The sequence below is a fragment of the Chryseobacterium sp. WG23 genome, assembly GCF_024586575.1.
Classification (GTDB): Bacteria; Bacteroidota; Bacteroidia; order Flavobacteriales; family Weeksellaceae; genus Chryseobacterium.
Genome location: NZ_JALCZE010000006.1, coordinates 60,674 through 78,336, shown reverse-complemented (window position 1 = coordinate 78,336; position 17,663 = coordinate 60,674). Strand labels below are relative to the sequence as shown.

16 protein-coding genes are annotated in these 17,663 nt (G+C 36.3%); 5 read left to right on the top strand and 11 right to left on the bottom strand.

Annotated features, from left to right (window positions below):
- Position 1: 1 nt before the first annotated feature.
- Positions 2 to 1,438: a mannitol dehydrogenase family protein gene (locus MP477_RS10690; protein WP_257190411.1), complete on the bottom strand. Its 1,437-nt coding sequence runs from the start codon at positions 1,436 to 1,438 to the stop codon at positions 2 to 4.
- Between the two features lie 163 nt (positions 1,439 to 1,601).
- On the opposite strand from MP477_RS10690, the gene MP477_RS10685 reads away from it, so the two are divergent.
- Entirely contained in the window at positions 1,602 to 2,606 is a 1,005-nt protein-coding gene (locus tag MP477_RS10685) for a LacI family DNA-binding transcriptional regulator (RefSeq protein WP_257190410.1), read from the top strand.
- 144 nt (positions 2,607 to 2,750) lie between these two features.
- Here MP477_RS10685 and MP477_RS10680 read toward each other — a convergent pair whose 3' ends face one another.
- Positions 2,751 to 3,506: an SDR family oxidoreductase gene (locus MP477_RS10680; RefSeq protein WP_209803423.1), complete on the bottom strand. Its 756-nt coding sequence runs from the start codon at positions 3,504 to 3,506 to the stop codon at positions 2,751 to 2,753.
- Between the two features lie 709 nt (positions 3,507 to 4,215).
- Between MP477_RS10680 and MP477_RS10675 the strand changes: the two genes are divergently transcribed.
- Positions 4,216 to 4,644, top strand: a complete 429-nt coding sequence (locus MP477_RS10675; RefSeq protein ID WP_047487645.1) for a cold shock domain-containing protein — start codon at positions 4,216 to 4,218, stop codon at positions 4,642 to 4,644.
- 205 nt (positions 4,645 to 4,849) lie between these two features.
- Here the strand turns inward: MP477_RS10675 and MP477_RS10670 are convergent, their stop codons facing one another.
- The 8 genes from MP477_RS10670 to queG all read right to left on the bottom strand — a co-directional run bounded on the left by MP477_RS10670 (position 4,850) and on the right by queG (position 14,549).
- Entirely contained in the window at positions 4,850 to 6,301 is a 1,452-nt protein-coding gene (locus MP477_RS10670) for a TolC family protein (RefSeq protein ID WP_257190409.1), read from the bottom strand.
- The gene (locus MP477_RS10665; protein WP_257190408.1) at positions 6,282 to 9,404 is read right to left on the bottom strand and encodes an efflux RND transporter permease subunit; all 3,123 of its coding nucleotides are present in this window, start codon (positions 9,402 to 9,404) and stop codon (positions 6,282 to 6,284) included. The genes MP477_RS10670 and MP477_RS10665 overlap by 20 nt, the downstream gene beginning before the upstream one ends.
- Positions 9,405 to 9,432: 28 nt before the next feature.
- Positions 9,433 to 10,521, bottom strand: a complete 1,089-nt coding sequence (locus MP477_RS10660) for an efflux RND transporter periplasmic adaptor subunit (RefSeq protein WP_257190407.1) — start codon at positions 10,519 to 10,521, stop codon at positions 9,433 to 9,435.
- A gap of 59 nt (positions 10,522 to 10,580) precedes the next feature.
- Positions 10,581 to 10,841: a hypothetical protein gene (locus MP477_RS10655; RefSeq protein ID WP_257190406.1), complete on the bottom strand. Its 261-nt coding sequence runs from the start codon at positions 10,839 to 10,841 to the stop codon at positions 10,581 to 10,583.
- Positions 10,842 to 11,458: 617 nt separating this feature from the next.
- Positions 11,459 to 11,911 (bottom strand): SRPBCC family protein, encoded by a 453-nt coding sequence (locus tag MP477_RS10650; protein ID WP_257190405.1) that lies wholly within the window; start codon positions 11,909 to 11,911, stop codon positions 11,459 to 11,461.
- Positions 11,912 to 11,921: 10 nt separating this feature from the next.
- The gene (locus MP477_RS10645) at positions 11,922 to 12,569 is read right to left on the bottom strand and encodes a murein L,D-transpeptidase catalytic domain family protein (protein ID WP_257190404.1); all 648 of its coding nucleotides are present in this window, start codon (positions 12,567 to 12,569) and stop codon (positions 11,922 to 11,924) included.
- A gap of 2 nt (positions 12,570 to 12,571) precedes the next feature.
- Positions 12,572 to 13,255 carry a TIGR02117 family protein gene (locus MP477_RS10640; protein WP_257190403.1) on the bottom strand — a complete coding sequence of 228 codons (684 nt, stop codon included), beginning with the start codon at positions 13,253 to 13,255 and terminating at the stop codon, positions 12,572 to 12,574.
- A gap of 349 nt (positions 13,256 to 13,604) precedes the next feature.
- Entirely contained in the window at positions 13,605 to 14,549 is a 945-nt protein-coding gene (queG, locus tag MP477_RS10635) for a tRNA epoxyqueuosine(34) reductase QueG (RefSeq protein ID WP_257190402.1), read from the bottom strand.
- 101 nt (positions 14,550 to 14,650) lie between these two features.
- Between queG and MP477_RS10630 the strand changes: the two genes are divergently transcribed.
- The 3 genes from MP477_RS10630 to MP477_RS10620 all read left to right on the top strand — a co-directional run bounded on the left by MP477_RS10630 (position 14,651) and on the right by MP477_RS10620 (position 16,882).
- On the top strand, positions 14,651 to 15,856 hold the full coding sequence (locus MP477_RS10630; RefSeq protein WP_257190401.1) for a PorT family protein: 1,206 nt from the start codon (positions 14,651 to 14,653) through the stop codon (positions 15,854 to 15,856).
- Between the two features lie 78 nt (positions 15,857 to 15,934).
- On the top strand, positions 15,935 to 16,234 hold the full coding sequence (locus MP477_RS10625; RefSeq protein WP_257190400.1) for a rhodanese-like domain-containing protein: 300 nt from the start codon (positions 15,935 to 15,937) through the stop codon (positions 16,232 to 16,234).
- Positions 16,235 to 16,264: 30 nt separating this feature from the next.
- Positions 16,265 to 16,882 carry a hypothetical protein gene (locus tag MP477_RS10620; protein WP_257190399.1) on the top strand — a complete coding sequence of 206 codons (618 nt, stop codon included), beginning with the start codon at positions 16,265 to 16,267 and terminating at the stop codon, positions 16,880 to 16,882.
- A gap of 8 nt (positions 16,883 to 16,890) precedes the next feature.
- Here the strand turns inward: MP477_RS10620 and MP477_RS10615 are convergent, their stop codons facing one another.
- The gene (locus tag MP477_RS10615; RefSeq protein ID WP_257190398.1) at positions 16,891 to 17,661 is read right to left on the bottom strand and encodes an alpha/beta fold hydrolase; all 771 of its coding nucleotides are present in this window, start codon (positions 17,659 to 17,661) and stop codon (positions 16,891 to 16,893) included.
- Positions 17,662 to 17,663 lie beyond the last annotated feature (2 nt).

Below are 17,663 nucleotides of genomic sequence, written 5' to 3'. Positions count from 1 at the left end.
TTTATTTTATAATTGATTTTAAAACCCAATCGGTTCCCGAGTCTTTAATATCTTGTACAAACCGGGTATACAGATTTGTGAACTGTCCAGAATCTTTCAGATGAACTCCTTTAAAAGCTGATAATTCTAAAAAATCAAGTGGGTTTTCACTATCAATAAGTAAGTCGTCACTGGTAGTCAGCCAGGGTTCAGACACTTCAAAAGTATCTCCATGGTCATCTGTTTTGTATTTCAGATAATGTCTATAGGAAGCAATAAGAAAAGCAAGTCTTGTAAGGTCTTTCCCCTCTTTTTTCATTTTATCAAGATTAGGAATAATATATACCGGAAATTTTGAAACCCCGTCAGAGCACAAACGGCTTACCTGATCACTGACACTATGATTGGCAAATCTTTCAATAAGTGTGTCTTTGTAATTTTCTAAATCTGTATTTTTAGGGACAGGAACTAATGGTGTAATATCAATATCCATAAAGTTTCGGATAAATTGTACCAGATCTTTATTTTCCATCGCCTGGTCTACTTTTCGATACCCCATCAGGAAAGACGGATAAGATAACAGTGTGTGTGAAGCATTCAACAGGCTCAGTTTCATATTTTCAAATAAACTGACATCATCTGTGAATTCTACTCCTACTTTTTCCCAGGCAGGTCTTCCAGCCATAAAGTAATCTTCTATTACCCATTGTGCAAAATCTTCACAGTAAACAGGAGCTTTGTCATTCGTACCATTCAGCTTGTTCAGTCTTTCAATATCTTCAGGAGTGGTGGCAGGAGTAATACGGTCTACCATACTATTGGGGAAAGCCACATTGTCTTTTACCCATGCTGCAAGGTCTTTATCCTGTGCTTCTATAAATGCTGTAAAAGCTCTTTTCGCTGTATCACCGTTATGCTGAAGATTATCACACGAAAGTATTGTAATCCCTCCCGCATTTTTTACTTTTCTACTGCGTAATCCTTCTGCAACAAAGCCAAAAACGGTAGTAGGACTGGCAGGGTTTTCCAGATCATACTTTATTTTTTCATCATTCAGAATAAATTCTCCGGTTTCCTTATCCAGATTATATCCTCCTTCTGTAATGGTTAAAGTGATTATTTTAATTGAGGAGTCGGCAATTTTTCTGACCACTGCATCCGGATCTTCAATTCCCCAGATCAATTCACATAATGAATATATTTTATACACTTCATTTGTTCCGTTTCTTCCGCAAACTGTTAGTGAGTACTTAAGATCCTGAGCCCGTAAATTGTTTACGATCTTCTCATCTGAAGGCAATAAACAAACTCCACAAATCCCCCAGCTCTGCTGATCTTTATCATGTAACAGCATATTGGTATAAAATTGCTGATGAGCCCTGTGGAAATTTCCTACACCAATATGTAAAATCCCGGCACGAACCTCAAGCAAATCATAATTACAATAAATCTTATCCATAAGTAATAAATTATTAACAGATTAATCAATCCGCTAAAACTATATTAACAAATAGTTAATTCATTAGTTTTTTTTAAAAATTTAAATTGGGAACGTTCCCAAATTTTAGGGAACGTTCCCAATTGTCTATTTTTTTGTTATTTTTGACGAAAAGCATGGTATAATGAAGCGTATTACGATTAAAGATCTGTCTAAATTTTTGTCATTATCCACCTCTACCATCTCCAGAGCACTCCTTCATGATAAAAATGTAAATGATGAAACAAGAAAACGGGTATTGGATGCAGCAAATAAAATGGGCTATAAACCCAACCTTACTGCTTTAAGTCTGCAATCCGGACAATCCAAGACCATAGGGTTTGTTGTACCTGAAATGATCACTCCTTTTTCAGCAAAAGTTCTTAAAGGAATTCAGAATATAATGTACCCGCTTGGATACCGGATTATCATCACCCAGTCTGATGAAGATCCTCTTATAGAAAGAAAAAATCTACAGCTACTCGAAGAGTTTAATGTAGATGCTATTATTATCAACCTTTGTCATGAAACCTACAATAACGATATATATCAGCACATTATGAGGCAGGGAACTCCTTTAATATTCTTTGACAGGCTCCCTCATGAGTCCTTAGATGTTTCCAAAGTAATTGTTAATGATTATATTAAAGCATCATTAATGGTAGAATATTTAATTAAAACAGGGAGAAAAAGAATTGTCTATATCATGGGGCCTACAACTATCCGGAATGTTACGGAAAGAATGAATGGCTATAAACGTATTCTTATGAAATACAACATCTTTGATGAAAACCTTATTATAAAGGCCAATGGGATGACTGTTCAGCATGGAAGAGATATCATCCAGGAACTGTTAAATAAGAATATAGAATTTGACAGTATTTTTGCATTTAGTGATACCTTGGCAATGGGTGTCATGAATTATCTTCTTGAACAAAAGATAAGAATACCTGAAGATGTATCCGTGGCAAGCTTTTCCGGAACCGAATTATCATCAATGGTATATCCCCAATTAACCAGTGTACAACAACCTCTGGAGGAAATGGGTGAAAAGGCGGCAGAACTGGCACTGGAAAAAATCAAAGATCATTCATCCCCAAGCCGGTCAGTTTTAATGGATGCAGAATTGGTATACCGAGCTTCTACTTAATAAAATCATAAGCAAAAAAAAAGTACTGATGAGCTTAAAGATGGGACAAAATTAATGTCTTAATTCTCCCAGTTGCTTTTTAAAATAAATAACAAAACCACTGAAAATAAGTTCAGTGGTTTTGTTATTGTAAGATTTCTTAGATTATCTTGTGGTATATCCTCCGTTAGCAAAAATAGTCTGCCCGGTAATCCACCAACCTTCTGTTACTAAAAACTCTACCAGCGGAGCGATGTCCTTGATATCGGTAAGCCCTCCTAAAGCAGCAGCCGATTTATGATAAGCTACCGCATCATCTGTTTCCTGCCCATAGAAGAAAGGGGTATCCATAGGACCTGGAGCTACAGCAGTTACAGAGATTCCTCTTCCACCGAATTCTTTAGAAGCCGCTCTTGTAAAATGTTCTACCGGTGCTTTTGCCCCTGCATATGTAGAATACAATCCTGTATAGGCAGCAAGTAATGAAGTGACAATAGTACAGATTTTCCCGTTGTCATTCAGCTTTTTTCCTGCTTCCTGAAGGAAGAAATAAGCAGACTTTGAATTCACGTTGAACATTTTATCATATTCTTCTTCCGTAGTTTCTGCAAATGGTTTTTTCAGTACCATCCCTACCGTATTGATTGCAATATCAATACCCCCGAATTTTGAAATCGTTTCGTCAAAAAATTTAGTTACATTTTCCACTTTAGTAAGATCAGCCTGAAACAAAAATGCTTCAGCTCCTAAAGCTTGAACTTCAGCAAGTGTTTTTTCGCTCTCGGCCTTAGAACTTTCACTATTGTAGTGTATTGCTAATTTCGCTCCTTTGGCGGCAAAACCTTTGCTTAATAATCCACCAAGGTTTTTTCCTCCTCCGGCAATTAAAACTACTTTTCCTTTTACATCTTGTGCTGACATTATTCTTAATTATTTAAATGTTAATAAAACAAAGGTGAAAAATAAAATTCATCTCAGTATGGTGAATTTTTCGGTATTTATGTTTCATCCTATCAATTGCACATAGCTGCTGATGTTGAGCTGAAAAAAAAATTAATGATGTCAAAAAAAATATTTTCACGAATACATTATTATTTCTCAGACAGATACAAATACATTTTCCGTTTTTAACCTCATCAAACGCTGTAGATCTCCTTCAACATTGAGTTTTAGGCATAGCATTTGATATTCAACCATCCATATTATCACCACTTCATTTCTATAATAGAGTTTCACAATCCTCAGCTTGCTGGGGATTTATTATTACGTTCCGTGAAAAGCTTGAAAGATGTCTTTTCCACCATGTTCATTGCTGTTTCTGTAGAATCTATTTCTGATAATCAATTATTTAAAACCGTATTATTCATTTTATTATTGTATATTTGCATATTAATAGCTAGATTACTACTTGTTTTTTACCACGGCTGAATATCATTTTATTAAGCCTTTGCTTGCAAAGCAGCCATATTTTTAACTTTAATTCTTCTACTAAGAACAACTTATCGGAATTTTAAAGCTCTATATGATAGGGGAAATCCAAGACAGGAAGCATCAGTGGGCTCTATAAAATATAAAGCTGATACACTGAATCATTAACAATATATTAGAAACTAAATACTAAAAATAATTTATGGCAGATTCTTTTTCTAAAAAGGAAAATTTCAAGAAAAAAATTCAAAAGCAAAAAGAAAAAGCGTTAAGACGCGAAGAGCGTAAAACGAACAACAACAAAGGAAAGGATATGGAGGATGTATTCATGTATGTAGATGAATTCGGAAGATTAACATCCACTCCACCTGAAGAAAGACAGGAGGTAAACCTTGAAGAAATTCAGTTAGGTGCAGCTCCAATTATTGAAGAAGATATCCGTAAAACAGGAATCATCACATTCCACAGTGAAAAAGGATATGGCTTCATTACTGAGGACAATTCAAAAGAAAATATTTTCTTCCACAACAACAACTGTACAGAACTTGTAAAGAAAGGAAACAAGGTATCTTTTGAGAAAGAAAAATCACCAAAAGGTTTTTCTGCAGTCAATATCCAAGTGATCAAATAATTACAAACGATCTTATAAAAATAAAAGCCACCTCAAAAGGGTGGCTTTCTTCATCGTAAAAAATAAAAATGGGCTAGTTTTTCAGACCGGCAAAAATTGTTTTTGTTTTAAAAACACTAAAAAACAGAAGCTGCTAAAAAATTAAAATCTTAAAAAGATATTGTCAGTTAAAACAGCTTATAGCTTCTTAATGGTTATATTAAAGCTAGTCTAACTTTCCGCCCAATGCTTTGAACAGCAAGACATTATTCCTGGTATTCTGATGCTGAAACTGCAGCAGATCGAGCTCTGCCGTCAGTTTGCTCTTCTGAGAATTAATCAGTTCAAAATAGTTGGCATATCCTGTTAAATACAGATCATTGGAAACTTCTACCCCTCGGTCCAGAAATCCGACTTCTTCTGATTTCAGCTTCAAAACCCTTTCGTAGATCTTTGTTTGCTTTAAAATAGACTGAAGTTCGTTAAATGCAGTAGTAATACTCTTCTGATAGTTAAGAAAGGCTATTTCCTGCTCTGTATTTGCTATTTTAAACTCATATTTCAGCTGGCCTTTATTAAAAACAGGAACCATTAATCCTCCCAACAATTGCCCGGCTAATGAACTGGGTTTAAATAAGGTTTCTACAGAAAAAGAGTTCAGTCCAAAACCTGCCCCGAGATCAATTTTAGGATAAAAAGCAGCTCTTGCCGCCTTGGCATCTGCCTGGGAAGCCTCCAGTACATAATAATTGGCAGCAACATCCGGTCTGGAATGCACCACTCCTTCCACATTAATGGTTTTATTTAAAATATCCATATTGGTAGGCATCAGTATTTTTCCCCGCTTAACATCTCCACCATAGCTCCCTGTCAGCGTGGTAATTGCCTGTTCAACAGTTACAATCTCGACTTTTATATGTTCTATTTCTGCCAGCCAGTTATTATTCTGGGCTTTAAATTGCTGTACTGCAAGTTCCGTAGCCTTCCCCACTTCCCTTTGTGCCAAAACAATTTCAAAGGCCCTTTGCTGAAGCTTATAGTTCTTCTGATAGATAGCCAGACGATTGTCTAAAGCCACCAGCTGATAATACAGATTGGCAATATCTGTAAAAAGCTCTACCTGCAGCAGCCTAAGCCCTTCCGTAGAAGCCAGATATTTCTTTTGGGCGGCAATTTTCCTGTTTTTCAGCTTTCCCCAGGCATCAATTTCCCAGCTGCTCCTTGCCCCCAACCAATAATTAGGAGTAAAATTTCTATTAATTTTCTGTTCTTCAGTAACATTAGGAGATAGATTGGTATCGTAATTTCCTACTCCTTCCATTGTATATTTTCCATAGCGGTTCCCGGAAGCTTCAACACCTACATCAAGAGAAGGTAAAAGATCCATTTTGGACCGCTGTAGAAAACTGTTCGCAATTTCTACCCTTTGCTGGGCAATCTGAAAATCCGGATTAGCCTGGACCACTTTATCAAAAAGTTCCAGCAACAGAGGATCTGAAAAGTAAGCTTTCAGGTTAATCTGCTGAAATTCATCCGAATTTTCTTTTTTCTCAGTCTTAATCACTTCTTCAGGCAGTGTCTGTGGCTTCTTCAGCATGGTGACTTTCGGAACAGCACATGAAGCCATACTCAATACAGCAATTCCGTAAAATATATTTCTATGGTTTAATCTTTTCATCTTTCTTCTTATTTTCAAGTTTTGCAAAGAATATATACAGTCCCGGAATGATCACCAATCCGAAAACTGTTCCTATCAGCATTCCTCCTGCTGCAGCTGTACCAATGGAACGATTTCCTATTGCCCCTGCTCCGGAAGCAATACAAAGCGGAATAAGCCCTGCTACAAACGCGAAGGAAGTCATCAGGATAGGTCTCAAACGCTGTCTTGCTCCTTCAATAGCAGCCGGGATAATATCAAAGCCCTGTTTATTTCTGGCCACAGCAAATTCTACGATAAGAATTGCATTTTTAGCTAAAAGTCCGATCAGCATGACCAAGGCTACCTGTGCATAAATATTACTATCCAGCCCAGTCAGCACCAATGCGAAATAGGATCCAAAAATCCCTGTAGGCAGGCTTAACAGCACCGGCATCGGAAGAAGGAAACTTTCATATTGCGCAGCTAACAAAAGATACACGAACAACAGACAGATCAGGAATATATACACGGTTTGGTTTCCCGACAGAATTTCTTCTCTTGTCATCCCCGACCATTCTATATCAAACCCTCTTGGAAGGCTTTCTTTAGCTACCCGTTCTACTGCTGCAATGGCATCTCCTGAGCTATATCCATCTGCGGGCTCTCCGTTAATCATTGCAGACATATACATATTATACCTTGTCAGCACTTCAGGACCATATACTTTTTCCATGGTAATAAATGTTGAAAAAGGAACCATTTCGCCCTTGTCATTCTTCAGATAGAGATTCAAAATACTTTCAGGAGTATCCCTATGTTCCGGGCTTGCCTGAACCATCACTTTATACATCTGACTAAAGCGAATAAAGTTGGTGGCATAATAAGAGCCAAGCATCGTCTGTAAAGTGGACATGGCATTATCTACGGAAATTCCCTTTTTAGCGGCCATATCGTAATCTACATTAATCATATATTGCGGGAAAGTAGCATCAAAGCTGGTAAAGCTATTTTGTAGTTCCGGAGCAGTATTCAGCTTTTTGACAAAATCTTTAGTGATTTTATCTGTATTCTCGATAGTTCCGCCGGTTCTGTCCAGTAATCGCAATTCAAAACCACTTGTATTTCCAAATCCGGGCACCGTAGGCGGCGCGAAAATTTCAATCTGTGCGTCTGCAATAGACTTTGTTTTTTCAGAAAGCTCCGTGATCAGATCATTCACTGAAATATCTCTTTCTTTCCAGTCTTTAAGGTTAATCATCGCCATTCCGTAGGATGAACCTGCAATCTCTGTTACAATACTGTATCCGGCAAGCGTTGTTACGTTTTCTACGCCTTTTATCTTCTTTGCAATAACCGTTACTTCATCCAGTACTTTTTCCGTTCTCTCCACAGTTGCACCCTGTGGTGTGGTAACGCTTACATATACCATCCCCTGATCTTCCATAGGGATAAATCCGGTGGGAAGAAACTTGCTGGTCAGGAAGGTAAGCCCGATGAACAGGAACAGCAATCCAAAAGTTACTGTAGTTCTTGTTGCAAATTTTGATAAAATACTTACATAACCGTTTGTCAACCGGTCAAAACCTGTATTAAAACTTTGGAAAAACCTGTCCATCACAGTTTTTTTCTTATTATGGTCATGCGGTTTCAAAATAATAGCACAAAGTGCCGGAGTAAGTGTCAATGCATTCACCCCTGAAATAACAATACTGATGGCCAGTGTTAATGAAAACTGACGATAGAATACGCCAACCGGGCCATCGAGAAATGCAACAGGAATAAATACAGCAGACATCACAATTGTAATGGCTACTACTGCTCCTGCAATTTCCTTTGTAGCACTTACGGTAGCATCCATCGCATTCATGCCTTCCTCCATTTTAACATGGACAGCTTCTACGACGACAATTGCGTTATCCACCACAATACCAATCGCAAGAACCAAAGCAAATAAAGTCAATAGGTTTACCGAGAAGTCCAGCATATTCATGAAAGCAAAAGTTCCTACAAGTGCCACAGGAACAGCTAATACCGGAATCAGGGTTGAACGCCAGTCCTGAAGGAAAATAAATACAACAATTCCTACCAAAATAAAAGCTTCAATAAGGGTTGTCAATACCGCACTAATGGAAGCATCCAGGAATCTGGAAACATCATATGCCATGTTATATTCCATTCCGGGAGGGAAAGAAGAAACTTTCAATTCTTCCATTTTGGTTTTTACGCTCTCAATGACTTCAGAGGCATTGGAACCGGGACGCTGCTTCATCATAATAGAAGCGGAAGGTCTGCCATCCGTTTTGGAAACCATTCCGTAATTCATGGCCCCAAATTCTACTTTAGCAATATCTTTAAGCTTTAAAATAGTTCCGTCTACGTCAGATCTGATGGGAACTTCTTCGTATTGCTTGGGTTCAAAAAACTTACCTTTATATTTAATTACATACTGAAGCTGGCTGGAGGTTTTTCCTGACGTTTCCCCCACTTTTCCGGGAGCTGCCGAAATATTCTGCTTCTGTAATGAATGAATCACTTCATCTGCCGAAATACTGTAGGCTGCCATCTTTTGTGGGTCCAGCCATACTCTCATCGAGTATTCTTTCTGTCCCATGATCTCTGCACGTCCTACTCCATCAATACGTTTCAACTCCTGAAGAACATTGATATCTGTAAAGTTGTAGATAAACTGTTCGTCCTGACTTGGATCTGTACTTGTAATGTTGAGGTACATCAGCATACTGTTCACTTCTTTTTCAGTCGTTACACCAGCTCTGATCACTTCTTCAGGAAGCTCATCGAGTATTGTCGTTACCCTGTTCTGAACATTAACTGCAGCAACATCGGGATCTGTTCCCACTTCAAAGAACACCTGAATCAGGGTAAGGCCGTCATTGGATGTCACTGTAGACATATACGTCATTCCCGGAACTCCGTTGATGGCACGTTCCAGGGGAAGAGCTACAGCATTGGCAGACACCTCTGCATTAGCTCCTGTATATTTCGCCGTTACAGTAACAGAGGGCGGTACAATATCCGGAAACTGGGTAATAGGCATTTTCATCAGGGCCATAATCCCCAGGAGGACAAATAATATGGAAATAACTAACGAAAGAACCTTTCGTCTTATAAACATTTCTACCATTGTTAGTTGATTTAAAAATTACGAAAGGTTAATATTTCTTTTTAATTTTGATTATATCACCGTCTTTTAAAGACTGTGTACCCTCATAAATAATTAAATCACCCTTTTTAAGACCACTTTCTATCAAATAAGAATCTCTCAGGGTAGTTCCAATCTTAATATTGGTCATCTTTACTTTATTTTGTTTATCCACCACAAAAACATACATCTTATCCTGAATGGAGAATGTTGATTTTTGGGGAATCAGAATGGCATTTCCCTGATGTTCGGAAATAATCAGCTTTCCGGAAGTACCATGTTTGATCAGATGGTCAGGGTTAGGAAATAACACTTTATACCGGATAGAACCTGTCGTTCTGTCTATTTCTCCTTCAGCTGTTTTTAGAGCTCCGTTAAACTGGTAATTAACACCATTGGGCAGTGTCAGTTCAATTTTCTGATGGCTTCCTATCTTATCATTGGCTAAAAGCTCAAAGTAAAGGTTCTCTGGGATTGAGAAGTAAGCATAGACTTCATTAAGCTGGGATAAAGTGGTCAATAAAGTTCCGTTTTCTACCAGACTTCCATCTTTAAGAGGAATAACATCAATTACTCCGTCAAAAGGTGCTGTAATTTTTGTAAAGCTTATTTTTTGCAGAACAGCTCTTTTTTCAGCGTCAGCAAAGGCATGCTTGGCTTTAGCAGAAGATAGTTTTGCTTTTACCATCTCCAATTCGTTGCTGGCCACAAATTTCTTGGCATAAAGACTCTGGATCTGTTTCAGCTCCACTTCGGCAATACGAACATCGGCTTCAGTCTGTTTTAAGGTTGCATTCGCCTTTAAAAGCTCCATCTGAAGTTCCGCATCATTGATTTTAAATAAAGCCTGCCCCTGATGCACAAACTGCCCTTCATTGACATAAATATGCTGTATGATCCCTCCAATCCTAGAACGCATTTCTACATTCTTCTTAGCCTGGATATCGGTCACAAACTGATTGTTTACCAAAGTATCTTTTTCTTTGATTTCAAGAACAGGAACTTCTTTTTCGTTTTGGTTGTTTTTTTTCTTGTCTTTACTGCATGACACAGCGAATAATGTTGCAAAAGTGCAAATTATTACGTTTTTAAAATACATTTTAAAATGTTTTAGTTATAAAAATTTTCGATAAAATAGACTGAATTCAATAACGTAAACTAGTACAACTGAAGGAGATGAAGAAAAGACTTAACCCCGCAGATAATTGAAACTGCAATGTTAGGAAGTGTAATTTTCGGGCTTACTTTCAGGATCGCTGAAAAGTCCCCTGCTGCGCAGTCATTTTTAGGTGCTGAATGTTTTATAACTTTCGAGGCAGCAGCTAATGCATGGGTATTCATATCAGCATCCTCAAAAACATCCAGCAGATGGATATTACTTACATTTACATGAGGAATATTTTCCAATGAATTTTCCACCCAATTCGAATTGAAAAGGGTAAAAACCAGCATAATATAAAAAATGAAAAATGACTTCAAACCTACCATGTCAAGGAAAAAGCTTTGTTTTTTAGTAAAAACGATAGTGGTGCAAAAGTACGAATTTTAGATGGAGTTCAGGCTGTTTAAATGTTAAAAAAACTTAAACTATTAAGAAAAAATAGGAGTTTTAGCTGCAAAAATTTTAAAGTAAAAAGCGAGGACAAAATGATTCAGATCTAAGATTTTTTAACTGCTATGTTGGGATCCCTTCGGATGAAATACTGTTACTCTAATTGAATAAGATAACACCTGCAAAATTGTCATTCCGTAAGAATCCAGATACTTAAAATTAGCTTTACAAAACGTAAATAATAGCTATGCTTAGATTCCTTCGGATGACAAAGAGTATGTATAAATCCCGGACATTTCTACTTGTCATCATTCCGAAGGAATCTTAATTACTGTTATAAAATCATAACAGTATTAAGATTTTGAAGTAACAACTCAATGTGAAGTACATTTAAATTTTTTGAAAATCTCCGATTTTTTGTGAATATTAGAATTGAAGACACAAAACCACTTTCGGATACCCAACCAAGATCATACGGATGTTTTTAAAACATCCTGCTCAGTACCCGAAAGCGGTAATCGAAAATATATTCCAACTTCTTTCTGACAAAAAGATTGTGAGCTATTTCGCCAAGAAATCCCATTGGGAGTTCATAATCTATAGTATCCTTCATTAAAACACCCTCATCATTCGGGATAAACTCATGATGGTGATTCCATAATTTATAAGGTCCTTTTTTCTGAAAATCAATGAAGCTTTTCTGAAAATCGACATGGGTAATCTCTGTCTGCCATTTCATTTTAACCCCAAATAATGGAGAAACATAGTAATCTATGAGCATCCCTTCATAAATTTCATCATTTTCCAGTTCTGACAGGACAATAAATCCCATATCTTTTGGAGTGATTTCGGAAAGGTTATTGGCGGAGGAAAAAAATTTCCAGGCCGTTTCTATATCACAGCTTAATTGTTGTTCTCGGAAAAGTCTATACTTCATCTTACTTCTTTTAATTATAAATCCACATCAGAACAGGTTTCTCAGAGTTCTGAATCATGGGATCAATTTTTCTCATGGCATTATTTGAAATAGTGGGACAGCCCCATCCTTCCGGTGATCCTTTGGGAAAGACTTCGTCATCACTCATCAGATTCCAGGAATGAAAAACAATAAACCTCTTCAATGCATTAGTATTGGTATCCTCGAGGCCGTGCATCAGATATTTTATATTAATTCCCCACTCACTGTATCCTCTTCCCTCTAATTTGTATTTTCCTAAAGATGAAAGATGGCTTCCGTCTTCATTACTGAATTCCGGATGGTCTTTGGAATCATCTTTACTCCAAGAATTTGTGCCACAACCATGCCCTACCAGATATTTCTCTGAAATAGTTTCGTTTTTAAAATCCCAGACAAAGAAACGTTTAATTCCTGAATGAATACTCATATCTATAAGGATACAAAAATCTGTACTGAGATTTCCTGAGACACAAAACTGTAAAGCTTCTTCAGCTTTTGTTTTTATTTTAGAAAGATCAGCTTCTGGTCTTTTTTCATTTGTTACCACAGCATTTTCTGCCATATAAGAGCTTACTTTCTTCTCTTTGACACAGGAAGAAAGCAGAAATAATAAAAAGAAAAGATAAAGCGCTTTCACTATTATTTATAATGCTGAAAAATTCCAAAATCAGAAGGAGTCCAAAGGGCCGCTTTTTGTCCTGCAACCTTTAAAGCATCATTAGTCCACGTATTGCAGGTATACAGGAAGCTGTATGTACCTTTGGCATCATAGAAAGCATCATTATCTCCATAAACAGCATTAGTGGGAATCAAGATAAAGTTTCCGTTCTGATCCCTGTCGAATTTATCTTCTACAAATCTCACCAACTTTTCATATTGACTTCTGCTGATCATGATCATTTTACAGTCGTCCCCTTCTTTCATTGTGGTATAATAAGTACAGTGCATTGCTGAATCGCTTAACCAGAATGCTGCTTTCACAGCGGTAGAAAACTTCAGGTCAGCCCAGGTAGGTGTATCCAGGTAAAACCCTTTATCGCCCCATCCTATTCCGATATAATTATAGTCTGTTTTCTTGGATTTCAGATTGGCAAAAGGAATTTTCAGACTCCAATCCTGAAGATCGTTTTTTACGGGCATTACAATATCTGTATGCACTCCGTTGGTATAAATATAAATTGAAATATCTTTCTTTTCACCATCATCTTTTGCTGAAACCGGGATGAATGGTATCAATAATCCTAAAAGAACATAGATGATCACGATTCCCAAAATTATTCCCAACACTTTTAAGAGATATAATAATACAATTTTCACAGTCATGTTTTAATAAAATTTAATCTGTAATTTTTGGTAAAAGTATTTGTTTTAATCGGAAAAATGACTATATTTAGTTACGAAATATTCACAAATATGCGTAAAAATACCAAGTCACAGAAAAGATTTAAAGTAAGAGTAAAAACAGCTCCAAAAAGAGTACAAAAAAAGCGTTGATTTTCGGTGAGATTTAATCTCCTGAGAGTCAATTTTTCTTTTTAGGAAAGGTTTTTAAGAAACTTATTCTACTACATCTTAACCTCCTTAAAGCATAAATTTTAAGGAATGGTCGACTATCAGCTTTAGTTTGGACTTCAAAAAATTCCAAATAAGGAATTGTCACCAAAAGTTTCGGCTAAAATGGTTCTGAAGACTTCTCCAAAAACTCAATATTTCTCTTTAATCCTGCAAATTTAGTTCTTTTCACAGGTGATTTTTTAAAGATCTCAGAGAAAATTTCCTGGGTCAGTTCTTTCCATTCCCCTTTTTTAAAATTTTTCAGGGCTTCATTAGGGGTAAATCTACTTTGTTTATTGGGTGCTGAGAACCGGTTCCAAGGACATACATCCTGGCAGATATCACAACCGAACATCCAGTTTTCCATTTTATCCTGAAAGTAATCCGGAATTTCATTTTTCAGCTCTATGGTAGCATAGGAAATACAGCGGCTTCCGTCAATGATCTTTTCGGAAACAATAGCATCTGTAGGACATGCATCAATACATTTCCGACAGGTTCCGCAATGATCAGTTGTTTCATGGTCGGAAATAAGCTCCAGGTCGCAGATAATTTCTGCAAGAAAATAGAAAGAGCCGTTTTGCCTGGTGATCAGATTAGCATTTTTACCTACCCAGCCTATTCCCGATTTCCTTGCCCAGCTTCTTTCCATAACCGGCGCTGAATCTACAAAGACCCTGAATCCGAATTCACCGATCTCTTCCTGCAATTCTGCCACCATCTCACGAAGAATTTCTTTTATGACTTCATGATAATCTTCTGCATAAGCATATTTTGAAATCTTATAATTCTCCAGTACCGAAATTTTTTCTTCAGGAAAATAATTGTACGAAAGTGAAATTACAGATTTAGAGCCTTCCACTAAAAGTCTCGGGTCTAATCTCTTGTCAAAATGATTTTCCATATACTTCATTTCGCCATTGAAGTTATTCTTAAGCCATTTCTCAAGATGTACTGCATCTTCCTCCAAAAAATCGGTTTTAGAAATACCACAACTCTGAAACCCAAAACTTTTGGCCTTAGTTTTTATCAGTTGGGAATATTTTTCTGCTGCTGTATTCATATTATCACTTTGCAAAATTAAGATTATTTTATAGATTTGCTGTCTTTAAAAATATCGATCTTAATAAACCTAAAATTTAGAAAACAACTAATAAAATAACTATGAAAAAAATAAATCTTTTAGCATGTCTTCTGTCTACAGCTATATATTACGCACAAATCAAATTTGAAAAGGGCTACTTTATTGATAATCTTGGAAATAAAAAGGAAGTCTTGATCAGAAATGTAGATTGGAAAGAAAACCCTGTAGATTTTGAATACAAATCAGATATTTCTTCAGATACTAAGAAAGAAAACATTAATAATGTTCAGGAATTTAGTATTGATGGAAGTGGAAAATACATACGAGCCACTGTAATGCTTGACCTTTCTTCTGGAAACCTGGATTTAATGTCTGACAAAAAAGCACCTAATTTTAAAGAAAAAACAATATTTCTTAAATATATTATAGAAGGAAAAGCTACACTTCTCTATTATGAAGAAGACAATATAAGAAGATTCTTTTATTCATCAGAAAAATCAAACCCGCAGCAGCTTATTTATAAGCCTTATTATATAAATGATGATAGTATAGCATATAATGAAGATTATAAAAAACAAATTGCTGAATATCTGAAATGTGGTATTGAAAATGAACAATTGCGAAATATCAATTATACAAAGAAAGATCTTGCCAACATATTTACCCAATATAATGAATGTTCTGGAGCTCATGTAGTGGATTATGGAAAGCTTGACGTAAAGAAGGGTCTTTTCCATCTAAGCATTAGACCTGGAATTAATTTTTCCAGTCTTAAATCTCAATATGTTTATGAAGACGTAAAAGCAGATTTTGGAAGTCAGACTTCTTTTAGAATTGGATTGGAATTTGAATATGTTCTCCCTTTCAATAAAAACAAATGGGCTTTTTTTGTTGAACCTACTTATCAGTATTATAAAAAAAATGTAGAGTCTATTGGCTATGAGGGATATTATTATGAATATAAGTATAATGCTACTGTTGATTATAAGTCCATAGAAATTCCAATCGGGGTAAGGCACTATTTCTTTTTAAATGATCGATCAAAAATATTTGTGAATGCAGCTTATGTAGCAGATATCAATATGAAATCTTCGATGAAATTATTATTTTCAGAAATAGAAATAGGATCCGGAAGCAATTTTGTAATTGGAGCCGGATATAAGTATAACAACAGATTCAGTGCGGAATTCAGGGTGGGAACGTCAAGAAATCTGCTTCGTGATTATCAAAATTTAGATTCAGATTATAAAACTGCTTCTTTAATTTTGGGGTATACTCTGTTTTAAAAGTAATCCCGGAAGTGAGTATTTTCAAAAAAAAATTACGTATTTTCGTTTATAATTTAATGTTTAAAACAAACAACTATGTCTTTAATAGAAGTAATACAATCTGGAAATTATGAATTAATAGACGTTCGCGAGCCTATGGAGCTTGAAATGGACGGAAATATAGAAGGTGCTAAAAATATTCCCCTGGGTGAAGTAGAAGATAGACAGGATGAGATTTTATCTATCGAAAAGCCGGTGATTATATTCTGCAGAAGTGGAAACAGAAGTGGAAAAGCACTAGAATATCTTAACACTCAAGGATTAAAGGATGGCTATAACGGCGGAGGCTGGGCTGAACTTAAAGCTGCTCTTGAAGCAAATCAGGGAACTTTTTAAAAGTTCCTTTTTTTATACCTTTTATTGATCATGATTCTGCAAGACCGATTTCTAGAGCTTTGCCTTCTTTTTACCAATAATCAGGCTTTAATCCAAAGCCTATGGAAAGAAATTGAAAAAAAGCATTCTGAAAAAGGCAGATATTATCACAACCTTTCTCATCTTGAAAATATGTTTCAGGAACTTGAAAGGGTTAAAAGCAATATCTCTGACTTTAGTGCAGTTTCTTTTTCTGTCTTCTATCACGATTTTATTTATGAGCCAACCTCCAAATCCAATGAGGAAAAAAGCGCTGCTGCAGCTGGAAAAAGGCTTAAAGAAATCGGTTTACCTTATGATACAATTCTGACCATTTCAAAGCAGGTCCTGGCAACGAAATCCCACCAAAGATCTGAAGATGAAGACACCAATTATCTTTTGGATGCTGATCTTTCTATCCTTGGAAAAGATCTTGAAGCCTATCTGGCATATACCAACATGATCCGAAAAGAATATTCTATCTATCCGGACTTCCTTTATAAGCCCGGGCGAAAAAAGGTTCTTCAACATTTCCTGGAACTTGAAAGCATCTTTAAAACGGAGTATTTTAAAGACCGATACGAAATACAAGCCAAAAATAATATTGCTGCAGAAATTCAGCTATTGTAGTTTAACAATTAAAAAAGCTTACTGATAAATTCAACAGATTTTTCAAAAACCAGCTCAGGAGATTCTTTATGTGGAGTATGCCCAATACCGGGAATAATGTATTTTTCACTACTGCCACTTACCTGAGAAACTGTTTTTTCTACCTGATTCAGTGTACCATATTCATCGGATTCTCCCTGGATAAATAATAGTGGACAAATTATATCTTTTAAGAAATATTCAATATTCCAGCTTCTGTAATCATCACGGGTCCAGGTTTCTGTCCATGCTTTAAAAAGCATTTCTACTTTATCGCCATGGTATTTCTTCAAACGTTCCGGAAGATTTGTTGTTTTATAGGCTTCCCAGGCATCATAGACCCCTTTTAAGGTTACCTCTTCTACAAAAATATGTCCTGCTTCACAAATTACCGCTTCTACTCTTTCGCGATATTTTGCAGCAGTAATTAAAGCAATTGTTCCACCATCACTATGTCCGAACAGAATCACTTTGTCAATATTGAGCTGCGTCAACAGAGCATTAAGCAGGTCTGCTTCCTGTTCCATATAATTAACCGCTCTTTCATGGGTAGTCATAGGATATGATTTTCCGTAGCCAAGACGGTCATACACCAGGACATTAGATTGAGTAGCTTCAGATAATTTAGCGGGTAAATCTCGCCAAAGCTCTACTGATCCCAATGAGTCATGTAAAAAAACAATGGTTGGTCTTTTTTTGTTTGAATTATGGTATTCGGTATATAATTTTTGTCCTTTTACATCAATTATCCTTCTTTCCATTC

Coding starts and splice junctions, on each gene's coding strand:
- MP477_RS10675 (WP_047487645.1), top strand. CDS start 4,216: ATGGCAGATTCTTTTTCTAAAAAGGAAAATTTCAAGAAAAAAATTCAA.
- MP477_RS10640 (WP_257190403.1), bottom strand. CDS start 13,255: ATGACTGTGAAAATTGTATTATTATATCTCTTAAAAGTGTTGGGAATA.
- MP477_RS10685 (WP_257190410.1), top strand. CDS start 1,602: ATGAAGCGTATTACGATTAAAGATCTGTCTAAATTTTTGTCATTATCC.
- MP477_RS10615 (WP_257190398.1), bottom strand. CDS start 17,661: ATGGAAAGAAGGATAATTGATGTAAAAGGACAAAAATTATATACCGAA.
- MP477_RS10620 (WP_257190399.1), top strand. CDS start 16,265: ATGATTCTGCAAGACCGATTTCTAGAGCTTTGCCTTCTTTTTACCAAT.
- MP477_RS10625 (WP_257190400.1), top strand. CDS start 15,935: ATGTCTTTAATAGAAGTAATACAATCTGGAAATTATGAATTAATAGAC.
- MP477_RS10690 (WP_257190411.1), bottom strand. CDS start 1,438: ATGGATAAGATTTATTGTAATTATGATTTGCTTGAGGTTCGTGCCGGG.
- MP477_RS10665 (WP_257190408.1), bottom strand. CDS start 9,404: ATGGTAGAAATGTTTATAAGACGAAAGGTTCTTTCGTTAGTTATTTCC.
- MP477_RS10670 (WP_257190409.1), bottom strand. CDS start 6,301: ATGAAAAGATTAAACCATAGAAATATATTTTACGGAATTGCTGTATTG.
- queG (WP_257190402.1), bottom strand. CDS start 14,549: ATGAATACAGCAGCAGAAAAATATTCCCAACTGATAAAAACTAAGGCC.
- MP477_RS10660 (WP_257190407.1), bottom strand. CDS start 10,521: ATGTATTTTAAAAACGTAATAATTTGCACTTTTGCAACATTATTCGCT.
- MP477_RS10630 (WP_257190401.1), top strand. CDS start 14,651: ATGAAAAAAATAAATCTTTTAGCATGTCTTCTGTCTACAGCTATATAT.
- MP477_RS10650 (WP_257190405.1), bottom strand. CDS start 11,911: ATGAAGTATAGACTTTTCCGAGAACAACAATTAAGCTGTGATATAGAA.
- MP477_RS10680 (WP_209803423.1), bottom strand. CDS start 3,506: ATGTCAGCACAAGATGTAAAAGGAAAAGTAGTTTTAATTGCCGGAGGA.